This is a genomic window from Caballeronia sp. INML3B, assembly GCF_023631305.1.
Lineage (GTDB): Bacteria > Pseudomonadota > Gammaproteobacteria > Burkholderiales > Burkholderiaceae > Caballeronia > Caballeronia turbans.
In genome coordinates this window covers 21,160-37,100 of record NZ_JALQDI010000020.1, presented here as the reverse complement: position 1 = coordinate 37,100, position 15,941 = coordinate 21,160, and the positions used below count along the sequence as shown (strand labels likewise).

14 protein-coding genes are annotated in these 15,941 nt (G+C 64.8%); 6 read left to right on the top strand and 8 right to left on the bottom strand.

The window, feature by feature from the left end:
- Positions 1-114: 114 nt before the first annotated feature.
- The 4 genes from adk to lpxK form a co-directional block, all read right to left on the bottom strand.
- Positions 115-780: an adenylate kinase gene (gene adk, locus NCS58_RS11835; RefSeq protein ID WP_061119388.1), complete on the bottom strand. Its 666-nt coding sequence runs from the start codon at positions 778-780 to the stop codon at positions 115-117.
- 287 nt (positions 781-1,067) lie between these two features.
- On the bottom strand, positions 1,068-1,859 hold the full coding sequence (gene kdsB / locus NCS58_RS11830; RefSeq protein WP_250538492.1) for a 3-deoxy-manno-octulosonate cytidylyltransferase: 792 nt from the start codon (positions 1,857-1,859) through the stop codon (positions 1,068-1,070).
- Between the two features lie 10 nt (positions 1,860-1,869).
- Complete coding sequence (locus tag NCS58_RS11825; RefSeq protein ID WP_061119386.1) at positions 1,870-2,076, bottom strand: Trm112 family protein; 207 nt, start codon at positions 2,074-2,076, stop codon at positions 1,870-1,872.
- Positions 2,057-3,073, bottom strand: coding sequence for a tetraacyldisaccharide 4'-kinase (lpxK, locus tag NCS58_RS11820; protein ID WP_250538491.1), 1,017 nt, complete (start codon positions 3,071-3,073; stop codon positions 2,057-2,059). Before lpxK ends, NCS58_RS11825 begins: the two co-directional genes overlap by 20 nt.
- A gap of 496 nt (positions 3,074-3,569) precedes the next feature.
- Here lpxK and xseA point away from each other — a divergent pair, with 496 nt between their 5' ends.
- The 3 genes from xseA (at position 3,570) to NCS58_RS11805 (ending at position 6,086) form a co-directional block, all read left to right on the top strand.
- A complete protein-coding gene (gene xseA / locus NCS58_RS11815; protein ID WP_250538490.1) occupies positions 3,570-4,937 on the top strand; it encodes an exodeoxyribonuclease VII large subunit in 1,368 nt (455 codons plus the stop codon).
- 208 nt (positions 4,938-5,145) lie between these two features.
- A complete protein-coding gene (locus tag NCS58_RS11810; RefSeq protein ID WP_061119383.1) occupies positions 5,146-5,727 on the top strand; it encodes a superoxide dismutase in 582 nt (193 codons plus the stop codon).
- Between the two features lie 206 nt (positions 5,728-5,933).
- Positions 5,934-6,086: a hypothetical protein gene (locus NCS58_RS11805; RefSeq protein WP_250538489.1), complete on the top strand. Its 153-nt coding sequence runs from the start codon at positions 5,934-5,936 to the stop codon at positions 6,084-6,086.
- Between the two features lie 2 nt (positions 6,087-6,088).
- On the opposite strand, the gene NCS58_RS11800 is transcribed toward NCS58_RS11805, so the two are convergent.
- The 4 genes from NCS58_RS11800 to NCS58_RS11785 form a co-directional block, all read right to left on the bottom strand.
- Positions 6,089-7,360, bottom strand: coding sequence for an EAL domain-containing protein (locus tag NCS58_RS11800; protein ID WP_250538488.1), 1,272 nt, complete (start codon positions 7,358-7,360; stop codon positions 6,089-6,091).
- 230 nt (positions 7,361-7,590) lie between these two features.
- Positions 7,591-9,024, bottom strand: a complete 1,434-nt coding sequence (gene mdtD / locus NCS58_RS11795) for a multidrug transporter subunit MdtD (RefSeq protein ID WP_061119381.1) — start codon at positions 9,022-9,024, stop codon at positions 7,591-7,593.
- Between the two features lie 10 nt (positions 9,025-9,034).
- Positions 9,035-9,781 (bottom strand): GntR family transcriptional regulator, encoded by a 747-nt coding sequence (locus NCS58_RS11790; protein WP_061119380.1) that lies wholly within the window; start codon positions 9,779-9,781, stop codon positions 9,035-9,037.
- A gap of 152 nt (positions 9,782-9,933) precedes the next feature.
- On the bottom strand, positions 9,934-11,148 hold the full coding sequence (locus NCS58_RS11785) for an MFS transporter (RefSeq protein ID WP_250538487.1): 1,215 nt from the start codon (positions 11,146-11,148) through the stop codon (positions 9,934-9,936).
- 340 nt (positions 11,149-11,488) lie between these two features.
- On the opposite strand from NCS58_RS11785, the gene xdhA reads away from it, so the two are divergent.
- From xdhA to xdhC, 3 genes are read left to right on the top strand one after another with little or no spacing between them, the layout of a single operon-like run.
- Positions 11,489-13,012, top strand: coding sequence for a xanthine dehydrogenase small subunit (gene xdhA / locus NCS58_RS11780; RefSeq protein WP_250477034.1), 1,524 nt, complete (start codon positions 11,489-11,491; stop codon positions 13,010-13,012).
- Positions 13,013-13,033: 21 nt separating this feature from the next.
- Positions 13,034-15,397, top strand: a complete 2,364-nt coding sequence (gene xdhB, locus NCS58_RS11775; protein ID WP_250538486.1) for a xanthine dehydrogenase molybdopterin binding subunit — start codon at positions 13,034-13,036, stop codon at positions 15,395-15,397.
- Positions 15,394-15,900, top strand: coding sequence for a xanthine dehydrogenase accessory protein XdhC (gene xdhC, locus NCS58_RS11770; protein WP_250538485.1), 507 nt, complete (start codon positions 15,394-15,396; stop codon positions 15,898-15,900). Before xdhB ends, xdhC begins: the two co-directional genes overlap by 4 nt.
- Positions 15,901-15,941: the final 41 nt, after the last annotated feature.

Genomic DNA, 15,941 nt, shown 5'->3' with positions numbered 1-15,941 from the left:
GGCTGAGTCCTGTAATGTACAGAACTCAGCCCTCACGGCCTTAGCCCAAACCTGTCCAACTTTGCGGGGTCAGTTCAGAGAGCGGGTTTTTCCTGGCGTGATGCCTCGCGCGCTTTACTTCAGCGCGTCGAACACACGCGTGCGGATTTCATCGACGGTGCCGAGACCCGAGATCTTGCGATACGCCGGCGCCTTCAGGCCGTTCGGCGCTTCGCCGGTCTTCGCCCAGTCGTTGTAGTACGCGATCAGCGGCTTGGTCTGCGCGACGTACACCTCGAGACGCTTCTTCACGGTCTCTTCCTTGTCGTCGTCGCGCTGAATCAGCGGCTCGCCGGTGACGTCGTCGGTCATGTCGACTTTCGGCGGATTGAACTTGACGTGATACGTGCGTCCCGATGCCGCATGCACGCGGCGACCGCTCATGCGGGTGATGATCTCGTCGAAGGGAACATCGATCTCGAGCACGTAGTCGATCGCGACGCCGGCATCCTTCATGGCTTCGGCTTGCGGCAGCGTGCGCGGGAAGCCGTCGAACAGATAGCCGTTCTTGCAGTCGTCCGCCTGCAGGCGTTCCTTCACGAGATTGATGATGAGCGAATCCGGCACCAGTTCGCCCGCGTCCATGTAGCGCTTCGCCTCGACGCCGAGCGGCGAGCCTGCCTTGACGGCTGCGCGCAGCATGTCGCCGGTCGAAATCTGCGGAATGCCAAATTTCTCCTTGATGAAGTTTGCCTGGGTGCCCTTGCCCGCACCGGGTGCGCCCAACAGGATCAAACGCATGGTGATCTCTCCGAATCGTCTATAAACCGCTTCAAGCCGCGAGGCTGATTTGACATCCGGTGCTTGGCTCGTGCGGCGTCGACGACAGGGCGCGCGGCCGAAAGGGAGACGGCGGGCACCTGCGGACAGCGGCGCAACGTTGAGCGTGGCGCTGACCGGAAGGCTCGCGCAATCGCTTGATTATGCCACGGCTCTTTACGATCGCGACCGTAATAACGCGGATAGAAAACGCCACAAACCCCGCCAATTGGGCGTCGGCGGGGTTTACACGGGTTGTGCGGCGGCGCTCAGTCGGCTGTGGGGAAGAGCGCCTGTACGCGCTCGAGATCGGCTGGTGTATCGACGCCGGGCGGCGGCGCGTCCTGCGTCACGCGCACCGCGATGCGCTCACCGTGCCACAGCGCGCGCAGTTGCTCGAGCGCTTCGGCGGCTTCGATCGGCGCTTGCGTAAGCGTCGGGAAGTCGCGGAGAAACTTCGCGCGATACGCGTAAAGCCCGATGTGGCGCAGCACGTTCTCCGGCACGGAAGGCAGCTTTGCCAGCGCGGCGACATCCGGCCAGTGCGGCTGCCAGACATCGCGCGTCCACGGAATCGGCGCGCGCGAGAAGTAGAGCGCGACGCTCTTCGCATCGAGCACGACTTTCACCACGTTCGGATTGAATACGTCTGCGGGATCGTGGATCGGATGCGCGGCCGTCGCGATCGCACACCCGGGATGCGCCGACAGGTGCGCGGCGACATCGCGCACGAGTTGCGGATCGATGAGCGGCTCGTCGCCCTGCACGTTGACGACGATCGCGTCATCGTCCCAGCCGAGACGCGTCGCCACTTCGGCGAGACGGTCCGTGCCGGTGGGATGATCCGAGCGCGTCATCATCACTTCGATACCGTGATCGCGCACGGCTTCGACCACGCGATCGGAATCGGTGGCGACGAGCACCTGGCTCGCGCCGGATTCGCGCGCGCGCTCGGCGACGCGCACGACCATCGGCTTGCCGCCGATATCGGCGAGCGGTTTGTTCGGCAGGCGGGTGGAAGCAAGACGCGCCGGAATGACCGCGATGAACGGAACGGACATGTCAGCGCACTCAGGCGTCGCCGTTCGGCTTGATCGGCTCGACGGGCGTGCCCTCGACGGTCTGGCGCGCTTCGTCGACGAGCATCACGGGAATGCCGTCGCGGATCGGATAGGCGAGCTTGTCGGCGCTGCAGACGAGTTCCTGCGCCGCGCGATCGTAACTGAGCGGGCCTTTGCAGATCGGGCAAACGAGGATTTCAAGCAGACGTGCGTCCACGGAGTTTCTCCACAACAAGAGCGATGAGGCGCGGTCTCAGCACGGCTTGCACCGGAACGACCCAGATGCGTGCGTCGCGCCAGGCCCCAAATTTTACTGCATCCTTTTCGGTGATCAGGATCGCATCGGCTTCGACGCCCGCGAACGGATTCTCGCGATACGAATAGTGATCGGGGAACGCGCGCGTCGCGGGCGCGATGCCCGCTGCGCGCAACGTCGCGAAGAATCGCTCCGGCGACCCGATGCCCGCCGCGGCGACCACTTTCTCGCCCGCGAACTGATGGAGCGGGCGGCGCTGATGCGGATCGTCGAGCAGCCACGCGTCGCCGGATTCGAGTTCGAGCGCGAACGTGTCCGGCCACGGCGGCAGCGTGCGTTCGTACGGGCTGTTGATGAGCGTGGCGTCCCGGCGGCGGGACATCGGTTCGCGCAGCGGACCCGCGGGCAGCAGAAAGCCGTTGCCGCCGAGACGCGCATCGAACACGACGAGCTCGAACGCGCGAGCGAGGCGGTAGTGCTGCAGGCCGTCGTCGGAGACGAGGACATCGACGTTCGGATGCGCCTCTAGCAGCGCTCGCGCAGCGGCGACGCGATCGGGGCAGACGAACACCGGCGCGTGCGTGCGTCGCGCGATCAGGAGCGGCTCGTCGCCGACTTGGGCGGCGGCGGAGGACGGCGTGACGCCCGTGGGCTTCGCGACCTTCGCGCCATAGCCGCGCGAGACCACGCCCGGCTGAAACCCTGCGGCGCGCAATGCCTCGACGAGCGCGATGACAGTCGGCGTCTTGCCCGTTCCGCCGACGGTCACGTTGCCCACGACGACCACCGGCACGCCGACATCGACGCGCTTTATCCAGCCGAGTTCGTAGCAGGCGCGCCGCGCGGCTGCGATCGCACCGAAGATGCAGGCGAAGGGCGTCAGCGCCCAGGCGACCGGACCGCGGCGGCGCCATTCGCGGGCGAGGAAGTTCTCTATCGGCGGCTTGAAATCAGACATGGACCGCCTTCGCGCGAAACGCTGGCGGGCGGCAGGTCGGGTACGGCATGGCGTGCAACGGCAGCTCCTCGAATACGGTCGGCGTTGGACGATGCCCGGCGAGTCGCGGCTCGGGACGAATGAGACCCGGCCGCGCCAGCCGGTGCTGGAACCCGGCACTCTAGCGCGCGTGAGCCGTGGGCGCCAGTCGCCCGCACGTATGAGAATTCGGCTCGGCTCGCTTCAGGCGCCTGTGGATAAGTCTGTGAAGAACTTGCGACGCGGCGAGCGCGAAACCGCGTAAGGAAAGAGTTGCTCCGGGAATGAGAGTGTTCACGAAAACAAATCGCTATAAAAACAGATACTTGGTATGCAGTGACGGGCTTTCGGCGACACCGCGGCGCGGCTGGCGGTAAGTATTTCTGTGTGGACACTTGTTACACTTGCGTACCTCGATTGGCGCCGTTTGTCCATCGGACACAGCAGCTGCGGCCCAAGGCATTTTTCTCATCCAGACATGACTCCCGATTCCCTGTCGTCGCAAAGCGGCGATGCCGTCATCCCCGTTTCCGTGCTCACTCGCGCGATCAGCTCGATGCTCGAACGGTCGTTTCCGCTCGTCTGGGTGTCGGGCGAGGTGTCGAACTTCACGCGTGCGGCAAGCGGCCACTGGTACTTTTCGATCAAGGACGCGAACGCGCAGATGCGCTGCGTGATGTTCCGCGGCCGCGCGCAATATGCCGAGTTCATGCCGCGCGAGGGTGACAAGATCGAGGTGCGCGCGCTCGTCACGATGTACGAGCCGCGCGGCGAGCTGCAACTCAACGTGGAAGCGGTGCGGCGCACGGGGCAGGGCCGGCTTTATGAGGCGTTCCTGCGGCTGAAGGCGCAACTCGAAAGCGAAGGACTCTTTGCGGCTGAACGCAAGCGGGCGCTGCCCGCGCATCCGCGTGGCATCGGCATCGTGACGTCGTTGCAGGCAGCCGCCTTGCGCGACGTGCTCACGACGCTCGCGCGTCGTGCGCCGCATGTGCCGGTGGTCGTCTATCCCGCGCCGGTGCAAGGCGCGGGCGTCGGCGTGAAGCTCGCGGCGATGGTCGAGGCCGCGAACGCGCGTCGCGAAGTCGATGTGCTCATCGTGTGTCGCGGCGGCGGCTCGATCGAGGATCTGTGGGCGTTCAACGAAGAAGTGCTCGCCCGCGCGATCGCGGCGAGCGAGTTGCCCGTGGTGAGCGGCGTCGGCCATGAAACGGATTTCACCATCGCCGATTTCGCCGCCGACGTGCGCGCCCCGACACCGACCGCCGCCGCCGAACTCGTCAGCCCGCAGCGCGTGCTGTTGTTGCGCGAGTTGGATCATCGCCATGCGGCGCTCGCGCGCAGCTTCGGCCGGACGATGGAGCGGCGCGCGCAGCAACTCGACTGGCTCGCGCGCAGGCTCGTCAGTCCCGCGGAGCGGCTCGCGCGGCAGCGGGCGCATCTGCGGCAACTGGCGAGCCGTCTCGCAGCGGCAGGCGCGCGACCCGTACGCGACGCGCGCGCGCATTTCGCGCTGGTGCATTACCGCTGGCAGCGCAAGCGTCCGGACGTATCGACTGAACGCGAGCATTTGCTGCGACTTGCACAGCGGATCGGCGGCGCGCATCAGCGACGCGCGGAGCGGGAGAAAGCGTGCGTCTCGGAACTGGCGGCGCGCTTGCAGGTGCTCAGTCCGCAGCGCACACTGGAACGCGGCTATGCCGCATTGATCGATGCGCAATCCGGCCGCGCCGTGCGTGCGCCGAACGCGTTGAAACCGAGGCGGCCGCTCACGGTGCATCTCGCGCAAGGGTCCGCGGACGTGTTGCTCGCTGATGTTCAGCCGCGTCTGTCGGACGAATTCTGAGCACGACGCGAGACGCAAAATCGGCGTACATTTGACGTGCCCGGAGAGGCTCGTAAGAGCACTTTTTACGCCGCCCGAGGCATATAGAAAGCAATCTTGCTCATAAAGGGCACACGGTTTGCTGGGTTATCCCAACTCGCCTACAATCCATTGCTCCACTGCCTCATCCTCACATTCCCACAATCCACATAGAAAGGAAGCTCGCATCATGGAACATACGCTCCCGCCGCTGCCGTTCGACAAGAACGCGCTCGCTCCGCACATGTCGGAAGAAACGCTCGAGTATCACTATGGCAAGCACCACCAGACCTATGTGACGAACCTGAACAAGCTGATCCCCGGCACCGAATTCGAGAACCTGCCGCTGGAAGAAATCGTGAAGAAGTCGTCGGGCGGCGTCTTCAATAACTCGGCGCAGGTGTGGAATCACACGTTCTTCTGGAACAGCCTGTCGCCGAAGGGCGGCGGTGCGCCGACCGGCGCGCTGGCCGATGCGATCAACGCAAAGTACGGTTCCTACGACAAGTTCAAGGAAGAATTCGCGAAGGTCGCGACCGGCACGTTCGGCTCGGGCTGGACCTGGCTCGTGAAGAAGACCGACGGCACGGTGGATATCGTGTCGACGAGCAACGCCGCCACGCCGCTCACGACCGACGCGAAGCCGCTCGTGACCATCGACGTGTGGGAGCATGCTTACTACATCGACTATCGCAATGCCCGTCCGAAGTTCATCGAGGCTTATTGGAACATCGTGAACTGGGATTTCGCCGCCAAGAATTTCGGTGCGTAATCATGCATGAATCCGGTTGCGGCGTTCTTCAGTGAGTTTTGAAGGCCGCAGACAGATAAAGCCCTCGTAAGAGGGCTTTTTTCATTGGTTCTCAAAGCACGTGCGGACGAGCGCCTGACGCGCATTCAGCCGTGCCGTCGCTGCGCGGGTCGGAACACGAGCCTAAAATGGCGGCTTGTCGCAATGTTCCTAATCGCATCGTCATCATGAAACGCTTCGCAGGCCTGTGCCTCGCGGCCTGGTCGGCGGCCGCGCTGCTGTATTTCGGCCGCCACTCCGCCGCGCTCATCGTGCTCGCCGGCGTGCTTGCACTCGCCGGCTTCGATCTGCTTCGCCCCGATTCCGGAAAGGGCGCGTAGACCTATCGCTGCTTCGCGCCTTCCCAGTTGATGTCCACGCACAGCACCTGCAGTCCGTAAGGCGTCTGCGCGGCGACCGACGCCGTCACGCAAAGATGTGCATCGTTGATGGAGAGATACGGCGCCGTCAGATGCACACGCCCCGGCGCGCGCAGCGCCTCGATGAAATACGGCCGGCGTTCCCAGCTCGCGCCCTCCGAATGCAGCAGCGGGCTGAAGCGCTTCGCGCGCTGCGACGTGCGCACGACCGGCACGACGTTGTCGCCGATCTGACGTCCGGCCTGATCGAGCAGGAAGCAGCGCGCGGTGTCGGCGAGCTGCAGCAACTCGCTCGTCGCGGTGATGAGCGATTCGCCTTCCATGAGTTTGACGGACGCGCGCTCGAGCCCGCTCACGTAAGGTCCGAGACGCGCAACCTGCGCCCGCTCGCGCGCTGCGACGCGTTCGCGCGACGCCGCCGCCAGCGCATCCATCACACCTGCCGCGACTTCGCTGTGCACCGCATCGACGCTCGGTTGCGCGAAATACGCGCCCTGCACGAAGTCCACGTTGCATTCGAGCGCGATCAACGCGTCGCGCTCGGTCGCGAGGCCGCCCATCAACACGAGCTGGCCGGATTCATGGAGCAGCGACACGAGACGCGGCAGCACGCGCTCGATATGCGAATGCTCGGTCGCCTGCTGCAGGATGCAGCGGTCGAGCGTCACGATATCGGGCCGCAGATGCCACACGCGATCGATATTCGAATGCTTCACGCCGAAGCCGTCCAGCGCGATCAGAAAGCCCGACTTGCGCAGCGAATCGACGATTTCGGCAAATCGCGTCGTCTCGCCGCCCGCCTGCTCGGGAACTTCGAGCACGACGCGCTGCGGCGGCAGGCCGACATCCTTCAGCGATGCGAGCAGGGCATCGCCGTAGCTCGTGTCCATCAGCGCAGCGGGATGCAGACTCAGGAAAAGCCATTCGTCGTGGCTGTCGAAGGCGTTGAAGTTGCCCAGATGCAGCGATTCCGCGAGCCGGCCGAGTTCGAGCAGATCGCCGCGACGCGCCGCTTGTGTGAACACCTCGTGAGACGGAATGTGACGATGCGCGTCGTCGCGGGCGCGCAGGGACGCGTGATAGCCGATCGCGCGCCGGTGCGACACGGAAAACACGGGCTGGAACACGCTGAAAACGGTGTACTCGCCGTACAGCACGGTGCGACGCGATCCATCGTCGCCGGCGACGGGCCGAGGCGGCTGGAAGCGGGGAGGGTCGAGATCAACCATGCTCATGGGGTCTGGGCGCAAGGCGGGTGATTTTTATCGAGATAGTTTACCGGATCGGCATCTCAGCGTTCGAGCAAAAAGCGTGCGAATTCAATACCCAGGCGGGTCGCAGCGGTTACCGGGTGCGCCGCGCGGCCCTTTCGTGTGCGGATTGGACGCTTGTGCAACAGAGCCGGGAGCGCGCGCCGCGCGATCGTGCGTCCGGGCACCGGCGCGGTGCGCGTTCACGCGCCGTCTCAGTTCGACTCGGAAGGATCGGGCTTGCGGCGTGCCGCGCGCACTTCCGGCGCGAGCTGACCGAAGATCCACGCCGTCGCCGCAGTGATGATCCCGACGCACAGGAACGTCGCGTGGAACGCCGGCAGCGAGTTCGATTCGGTGACTTGCGGCAGAAGCCCCGTGAACGTCGACAGAATCGCGCCCGCCACGGTCACGCCGAGACTCATCGACAGCATCTGCACGAGCGAGAACAGGCTATTGCCGCTACTCGCGCCGCCCGTGCCGAGATCCTTCAGCGTGAGCGTGTTCATCGCGGTGAACTGCATCGAATTGACGGCGCCGAAGATCGCCAGTTGCACGAGCCGCAGCCATAGCGGCTGATGCGCGCTCGCGAGTCCGAAGCTCGCCATCATCAACCCGACCAGAACCGTGTTCACGACCAGTACGCGCCGATAGCCGTGCTTTTCGATGAGACGCGTGACGACGCGCTTCGACGCCATGCCCGCGGCGGCGACGGGCAGCATCATCATGCCGGCCTGGAACGCCGTGTAGCCAAGGCTCACCTGCAGGAGCAGCGGAATCAGATACGGCATCGCGCCGCTGCCGATGCGCGCGAACAGATTGCCAAGCAGCCCGACACTGAAGGTGTGGATCTTGAAGAGATCGAGCGAGAAGATTGGCTGGGCGGCGCGCGTCGCATGGAGGCCGTAGGCGACGAAGCAGCCGAACGAGAGGACGAGCAGCACGATGACGATCGCATGCTGCAGGCCGAGATCGGCGAGGCCGTCGAGCGAAATCGTCAGCGCGACCATGCCGACGGCGAGCAGCAGATAGCCGGCGAGATCGAAGGGCGCGGTCGCGGGATTGCGGCTGTCGGGCATGTACAGATTCGTCGCGATGCAGCCGATCACGCCCACCGGCACGTTGATGAGAAAGATCCAGTGCCACGACGCGATCTGCACGAGCCAGCCGCCGAGCGTCGGGCCGATGAGCGGACCGATCAGCCCCGGAATCGCGACGAACGCGAGCGCCGAGAGGTACCGTTCCGCCGGGAACACGCGCAACACGGCGAGACGCCCGACCGGCAAGAGCATCGCGCCGCCCACGCCCTGCACGACGCGATACGCGACGAGCGCCTGCAACGACTGCGCTTTCGCGCACAACAGCGAGCCGATCGTGAACACGAGGATCGCGCTGAAGAACACGCGCTTCGTGCCGAGCTTGTCGGCGAGCCAGCCGGAGACGGGAATCATCATCGCCATCGTGAGCGAGTAGGCGATCACGACGCCCTGCATGCGCAATGGCGCTTCGCCGAGGCTCTTCGCCATCGCGGGAAGCGCGGTGTTGACGATCGTCGAATCGAGCGTCTGCATGAAGAAGCCCGTGGCGACGAGCCACAGCATGATGGAGAGCGATCGGTCGGACGGCTGGGCTGTGGCAGTGTCGGTCATCGGGCTGGGCCTATTTTCGCAACTCCGCGACGAAATCGTAGTAATCGTTGCGGCAGTAGGTATCGGTGAGTTCGATCGCGCGCTGATCGGCCGTGTAGCCGACGCGTGTGATGAGCAGCAGCGCGTCGTGCGGCGCGATGCCCATTTGCCGCGCGATCTCCTCGCTCGCGTTCACTGCGCGGAAATGCTGAAGCGCGCGCACGATGGAAAGTCCGCGCGCATCGAGATAGCTGTAGAGCGAATCGCCGATGGTCTGCGGATCGGGAATGCACGACGCGGGGAACGTGGAGTTCTCGACGGCCATCACGATGTCATCGGCGAGACGCAGGCGTTTCAGGCGCGTGACCGTGGCGGCGGGCGAGAGGCCGAGCTGAATGACTTCATCGCGATTGGCGGGCTCGATGGTGCGCGAGAGCCACCTGGAGCTCGGCGTGAAGCCGCGCCGCCGCAGCATCTCGGAAAAGCTCGACAGACGCGAGAGCGGATCTTCATAACGCGGCGTGATGAAGCTGCCCGCGCCTTGCTCGCGGCGAATCAGCCCTTGTTCGACGAGCAGCGCGATCGCCTTTCTCGATGTGATCCGCGAGACGCCGAGCGCATCGGACAGCACGCGCTCGGAGGGCAGCGCTTCGCCTGCGTTCCAGCGATTGTCGTGGATGGCGTTGGCGAGCTTGCGAGCGAGTTGGAGATAGAGCGGTGTGTCGCTGTCCGGGTCCGGGCGCAAGTCGCGCCAGCGGTCTTCCGAGGTCGGGTTCATAAAGCGGACGCTAATGGGCCAAGCGGGGATTTTAAGACAAACATTGAAGACGAAGGGGCGTCCCGTCTCTTATCTTGACGAGGTTCCCTGCGCTTCGAGCCGCCCGTATCGCATTCTGCAGCTTCGTATCGACCATGGGCCCGAAGCGCGTCTCAAACCGTAGCCGGCCCACCCACCCCGCGCCCTGCGCGCATATAAAGCGCAAACGACAGCGCCACCGCCGCAGCCGCCGCGAGCGCGGCGAACAAGAATACCGACCCATACCCGAACTCGCCCGCGACATAGCCCGCGAGCGGCCCCGTCAGCCCAAGCGACAAATCCAGAAACACCGAATAAGCCGACAGCGCCGCGCCCCGGCTCGCCGGCGGCACGAGCCCGACCGCCTCGACACCCAGCGCCGGAAACACCAGCGCGAAGCCGAAGCCGGTCAGCGCGGCGCCGGCGAGCGCGATCGTCGGCTCGGCTGCGAGCCACAGCATCAGCAACCCGGCGCACTCGAACGCAAACGACACGATCGCCACGCGGAACCCGCCGTACGCCTTGATGGTATTGGCGAACAGCAGCCGCGCCCCGATGAACATCGTGCCGAACACCGTGAGCGACAGCGCCGCGTTCGGCCAGCTGTGCGCGGCGTAATAGAGCGTGATGAACGTCGCGATGGAGCCGAAGCCCGCCGAGCCGAGCGCGAGTCCCAGCCCGTGCGGCAACACGCGGAAGAACACGCTCCGATACGACATGCGCTCGCCATGCACGATCGGCACGCTCGCCATGCGGGTCGCGAGCCAGTAGCCGAAGCCGCCGAGCGCAATCACGATCACCCCGAGCGATGCGAACCCGAGCGAATGATCGATCGCGACGCCGAGCGGCGCACCGATCGCGAGCGCACCGTATGTCGCGATGCCGTTCCACGAAATCACCTTCGCGTTGTTCGTCACCCCGACGCGCCCGATGCCCCACGTGATCGACCCCGTGCCGACCCAGCTTTCGCCGAAGCCGAGCACGAGCCGCGCAATCACCAGCAGCACGAGGCTCACCGCATGCCATTGCGCCGCGAGCGCCGACGCGAGCAGCAGCACGCCGCTCGCCGCGCACGCCGCGAGGCCGTACAGCACGGTTTTCTTGGGGCCGAGCGTGTCGGCGGTGCGGCCTGCGAGCGGCCTCGACATCAGCGTCGCGAAGTACTGGACGCTGATCGCCGCGCCCGCCATGACCGAGCCGTAGCCCAGATCCGTATGCACGTAACCCGGCAGCACCGCGAGCGGAATACCGATCGTCAGGTAGCAAAGGAATGTGTACAGGACGACGGGCAGAATCCGCAGCGTGACTGCGAAATCGCCCTGCGGCGCGATGCGAGGCTCGGAGGACATAGGGAAAGTGCGGGGTTGAATTCGGCGCGAAGGCGTGATTCTCCCATATGTTGCGGCGCAACGTCGCACGTGTTTTGTAACCAGGTGGGACAAATTGACGGTCCGAACGATCGGACGGCAACTCCGCAAGGCTTGCTGCATAAGGCTCAGGGCACATATCGGACGAAGAATATGTCGTTCATGCAATGCCGCCTATGGGTTGTGGTTTTTGGTGGTGATAGCTTTCGAATCATCGAAGCGACAGGACCCGTCCGAGAAAGTCCCGCGAAGTCGCACATGCCACCGGCTGCGCATCCCGCGCAACCAGCAGAAAAAGCATCGAAGAGCCCCGAGACATCACATGACCCAGCCGATCCGCTTCTATCACCGCAACGCGATCCAGGAAGTGAGCGGCGCGTCGACGACGCGCACCGTCCTGCAATACCTTCGCGAGGACGCGCGCTGCACCGGCACCAAGGAAGGCTGCGCGGAAGGCGACTGCGGCGCGTGCACGGTCGTCATCGGCGAGCCGGACGGCGCGGGCGGCGTCGCATTCAAGGCCGTGAACGCGTGCGTGCAGTTCCTGCCGACGCTCGATGGCCGCGCGCTCTTCACCGTCGAAGACCTGCGCCAGCCGGACGGCACGCTGCATCCGGTGCAGCAGGCGCTGGTCGATTGCCACGGCTCGCAATGCGGTTTCTGCACGCCGGGTTTTGCAATGTCGATGTTCGCGCTCTACGAAAAGCACGGCCATGCGACGACCGGCTGCCCGGGCGCATGCGAGAAGACGAAGCCTTCGCGCCAGGAAATCAGCGACGCGCTGACGGGCAATCTGTGCCGCTGCACGGGTTATCGGCCGATCATCGACGCGGCGGAGCAGATGTTCGATCACGCGCCGCTCGCGCCCCTCGACGTTCCGGCGATCGCGCGCACGCTCGAAAGCATCCAACGCGACGACACGTTTCATTACGAGCACGCCGGCCGCCGGTTCGAGGCGCCGCGCACCGCCGAGGCGCTCGCTGCGATCAAGGACAAAAATCCGAACGTGCGCATTCTCGCGGGCAGCACCGATGTCGGTTTGTGGGTCACCAAGCAACTGCGCGATCTGGGCGACATCGTCTATATCGGGCAGATCGAATCGTTCAAGCACGTCGAGACGACGCACGACTGGATCGAGATCGGCGCGGGCGTGTCGGTCGAACGCGCGTATGCGGAACTCGTGAAGATCTATCCCGAACTCGGGGAAACGTGCCAGCGCTTCGCGTCGCTGCCCATTCGCAACGCGGGCACGCTCGGCGGCAACGTCGCGAACGGCTCGCCGATCGGCGATTCGATGCCCGGCCTCATCGCGTTGAATGCGCGCGTCGTGCTGCAAAGCGTGGACGGCACGCGCGAGATGCCGCTCGAAGACTTGTACATCGCGTACCAGAAGAAGGACATGCGCGAGAACGAGTTCGTCGCCGCCATTCGCGTGCCGACGCGCGCAGGCGAGCGCGCGACGCTGCAGTTCCGCGCTTACAAGCTGTCGAAGCGCTTCGACTCCGATATTTCCGCCGTGTACGCCGCGTATTCGTTCATCGCCGATGGCGACACGATCCGCGAGCCACGCCTCGTCTACGGCGGCATGGCCGCGACGCCGAAGCGCGCATCGCACGCGGAAGCCGTTCTCGCCGATGCCCACTGGCACGAAGCCACCGTCCAGACCGCGATGCTCGCGCTCTCGAAGGACTACCAGCCGCTCACCGACATGCGCGCGAGCAGCGACTATCGCCTCGACACCGCGAAGAGCCTGCTGTATCGCTTCTGGCTGGAGACGCGTCCGCACGATCCGCTCGATAAATCGAAGCTGGACGTGCGTGCAATCGAACTGGTCGAAGCGAAGTAAGCGAAAAGGGAGAACAAGACAATGAATCAGCAAGCCGAAGCCTTTCTCGCCGAAGCCCAGTCGCTCGCGAACGAAATCGACGCGTTCAAGCAGGTCCACGTGTCGCGTCCGCATGAATCGGCGCATCTGCACGTGAGCGGCCGCGCGAGCTATACCGACGACATCCCGCCCGTCGCGGGCACGCTGCACGCCGCGCTCGGCACGAGCCCGAAGGCGCACGCGAAGATCGTGTCGATGAACTTCGACGCCGTGCGCGCGACGCCGGGCGTCGTCGCCGTCTTTACCGCCGAGGACATTCCCGGCGTGAACGATTGCGGCCCGATCATTCACGACGATCCGGTGCTCGCGCAGGGCATCGTGCAGTTCGTCGGCCAGCCGATGTTCATCGTCGTCGCTACATCGCACGATACGGCGCGTCTTGCCGCACGCCGCGCGACGATCGAGTTCGAAGAGCTCGTGCCGATCCTGACGGCGCAGGACGCGCGCAAGGCCGAATCGTATGTGCTGAATCCGCTGAAGCTGTCGCGCGGCGACGCCGAAGGGCGCATGGCGAAAGCCTCGCACCACGAGCGCGGCGCGATGAAGCTCGGCGGTCAGGAACAGTTCTATCTCGAAGGGCAGATCGCCTATGCCGTGCCGAAGGAAGACGACGGCATGCACGTCTACTGCTCGACGCAGCACCCGACGGAAATGCAGCATCTCGTCGCGCACGTGCTCAACGTGCATTCGCACAACGTGCTCGTCGAATGCCGGCGCATGGGCGGCGGGTTCGGCGGCAAGGAATCGCAGTCGGGGATTTTCGCGTGCTGCGCGGCGCTCGCCGCGTGGAAGCTGCTGTGCCCGGTGAAGCTGCGTCCCGATCGCGACGACGACATGATGATCACCGGCAAGCGCCACGACTTCATCTACGACTTCGAAGTCGGCTACGACGACGACGGCAAGATCGAAGGCGTTTGCGTCGACATGACCTCGCGCTGCGGCTTCTCCGCCGACCTGTCCGGTCCCGTGATGACGCGCGCCGTCTGCCACTTCGACAACGCGTACTGGCTGTCGGACGTGAAGATTGAAGGCTATTGCGGCAAGACGAACACGCAGTCGAACACCGCGTTCCGCGGTTTCGGCGGGCCGCAGGGCGCGTTCGCGATCGAGTACATCATGGACAACGTCGCGCGTTCGGTCGGAAAGGATTCTCTCGACGTGCGCCGCGCGAATCTCTACGGCAAGACGGAAAACAACAAGACGCCTTATGGGCAGACGGTCGAAGACAACGTCATCCACGAGCTGATCGCCGAGCTCGAAGAGACGAGCGATTATCGTCGGCGGCGCGCGGCTATCAACGCATTCAACGCGAACAACGAAATCCTGAAGAAAGGCCTTGCACTGACGCCGGTGAAGTTCGGCATCGCGTTCAACGTGACGCATTTCAATCAGGCGGGCGCGCTGGTTCACATCTATACGGATGGCTCGATGCTCGTGAACCACGGCGGCACCGAGATGGGCCAGGGTTTGAACACGAAGGTCGCGCAGGTCGTCGCGCATGAGCTCGGCGTGAACTTCGAGCGCGTGCGCGTGACGGCCACCGACACGAGCAAGGTTGCGAATACATCGGCGACGGCCGCATCGACGGGAACGGATTTGAACGGCAAGGCCGCGCAGGACGCCGCGCGCCAGTTGCGCGAACGGCTCGCGAAATTCGCGGCGGAGAAGTTCGGCGGCGGCACGGTCACGCCGGAGCAGGTGCGCTTCGCGAACGATCGCGTGATCGTCGGCGACGATGCGATTCCGTTCGGCGAAGTCGTGCAGAAGGCGTATCTCGCGCGCGTGCAGTTGTGGTCCGACGGCTTCTACGCGACGCCCAAGCTCTACTGGGATCAGGCGACGATGCAGGGCCGCCCGTTCTTCTACTACTCGTATGGCGCGGCCGTATCGGAAGTGGTGATCGACACGCTGACCGGCGAGATGCGCGTGCTGCGCGCGGATGCGCTGCATGACGTGGGCGCGTCGCTGAACCCGGCGCTCGACAAAGGCCAGGTCGAAGGCGCGTTCGTGCAGGGCATGGGCTGGCTGACGACGGAAGAACTCTGGTGGAACGACAACGGCAAGCTGATGACGCACGCGCCGTCGACCTACAAGATTCCGACGACGAACGACATGCCCGCCGATTTCCGCGTCGATCTCTTCAAGAACCGCAACGCGGAAGACAGCATCCATCGCTCGAAGGCCGTGGGCGAACCGCCGTTGTTGCTGCCGTTCTCGGTGTTCTTCGCGATCCGCGACGCCGTGTCCGCGGTCGGCGATCACAAGGTGAATCCGCCGTTGAACGCGCCCGCCACGGCGGAAGAGATTCTCAAGGCAGTCAACGCGGTGAGGAGCGCACGGTCATGATGCACGTCGTCCTGTTCGGGGCGGGCCATGTCGGCCACGCGCTCGTGAAGGTGCTCGGCACGCTGCCGTGCGTCGTGCAGTGGGTCGATGCGCGCGACGAACTCTTCCCCGACGAAGTCCCGGCGAACGTGCAGATCGAAGCGACCGATCTGCACGATGCGATCGTCGACGAGGCGCCGGCGGGCGCGTACTTCATCGTGATGACGCACAATCATTCGCTCGACTTCGCGCTCACGCAACGCATCATGCGGCGCGACGACTTCGCCTACTTCGGCCTGATCGGATCGAAGACGAAGCGTGTGAAGTTCGAGCGGCGTTTGATGGAGCGCGGCGTGGCGGCGCAGCGGCTGCCGGAGATCACGTGTCCGATCGGCGTGGAAGGGATCGCCGATAAAGCGCCGTGGTCGATCGGGTTGGCGGTCGCGGCGCAGTTGTTGAGGGTGAGGGAGGTGGCGGCGCGAGTGGGGGCCGAAGCGTCACGAACAGTCCGCGCGACCGCGTGAAGCGCACCGTTTCGCTCCTCGTGACTGTCTTTGTCGATCTC